1 protein-coding gene and 1 pseudogene are annotated in these 1156 nt (G+C 24.7%); both read left to right on the top strand.

Annotation, left to right across the window (positions count from 1 at the left end; genetic code table 11):
* The coding region (locus tag BN1173_RS00060; RefSeq protein ID WP_040235692.1) for a hypothetical protein at positions 1-809 on the top strand (809 nt) is incomplete at its 5' end.
* Between the two features lie 113 nt (positions 810-922).
* Positions 923-1156, top strand: a pseudogene (locus BN1173_RS04420) (hypothetical protein); the annotation flags it as partial.

Here is a 1156-nt window from a genome sequence, read left to right as displayed (position 1 = left end):
CTTTAATTTATGGTAACATGCAGCAAGTACTTTTTGATGAGTATAATGTTGATGCTAATTTGTTTTGGAGTGAAGTTGAAAATTTATCTGTTACTTATAATGAAAATAGTTGTAATATTATTACTAATGAGATGATATATTTATCACATTTTTTAACTTATGTAAGGGAAGGTATTTTTAGAGGATTAAATAATAAAATATTATTTGAATTAGGTTCAAAGTTAAAGTTTTTTGAAGGTGTTATTGATTTGTTTAAAGAAATAAGTGATATAAATAAAAGTCTAAAAAAATCAGATGCAATTGTCAACATTTATATTGTGTCTAGTGGTTTTAGACAAATGATTTTGGGTAGTAATATTGCTTCTTATGTTACTAAGGTCTGGGCTTGTGAATTTGTGGATTCGTACCTTATGCCTTTTTATCAGAGTTTAGATAATAAATTTTCGGAAAATAGTGTTTTAAGTAGTGTATGTTATTTTGTAGATCATACAATAAAGACTAGAGTAATTTTTGAATTAAATAAGGGATCTTATGATAAAATTAATAAGCGAATTCCAAAAAGTAGAAGAGAAATTCCTTTTGAAAATATGTTTTATATTGCAGATGGTTTTAATGATATTCCAGCTTTTGAGATTTTGAATAATAATTTAAATCACTATAAAAATACATTAACAGTTTATTATGGCAATAATGAGAATGCTAAAAAGTTAGTTAAGGAAAAAAGAGTAGGAGATTTGGCTGAGGCTAATTATGGTAAGGGGACTAAGTTGTATAATTGGATAATGGAAAAAATTTTTTTAAATATATGAATCATGTATATGTTTTGTATGAGTTTAATTTTAATTAATGAATTTAAGTTTTAGTATTGACTTTACTTTTAAATTATTTTTCATAATAATTTCAATGAGGGGGGAAATAAGAGATGGCTTTAGAAATAAAAACAACTGATAGATTTAAGTTTGTTAGATTACAGTCGATTTTTTATGTTGTAGCTTTAATTATAATGTTGATTACTATTTTAAAAGTGGCCCAAACGATATTTAAGCCTTTATCTATTGCAGTATTGCTTGGATTTTTAGTTTATCCTATTTATACTTTGCATAATTATAAATTCAAGATACCAAGAGTTTTAATTCCACTCTCTTTCATTTATAAC

The sequence above is a fragment of the Borrelia crocidurae genome (assembly GCF_000825665.2).
In the GTDB taxonomy this organism is placed as follows: Bacteria; Spirochaetota; Spirochaetia; order Borreliales; family Borreliaceae; genus Borrelia; species Borrelia duttonii.
This window is presented reverse-complemented; position numbering and strand designations above follow the sequence as displayed.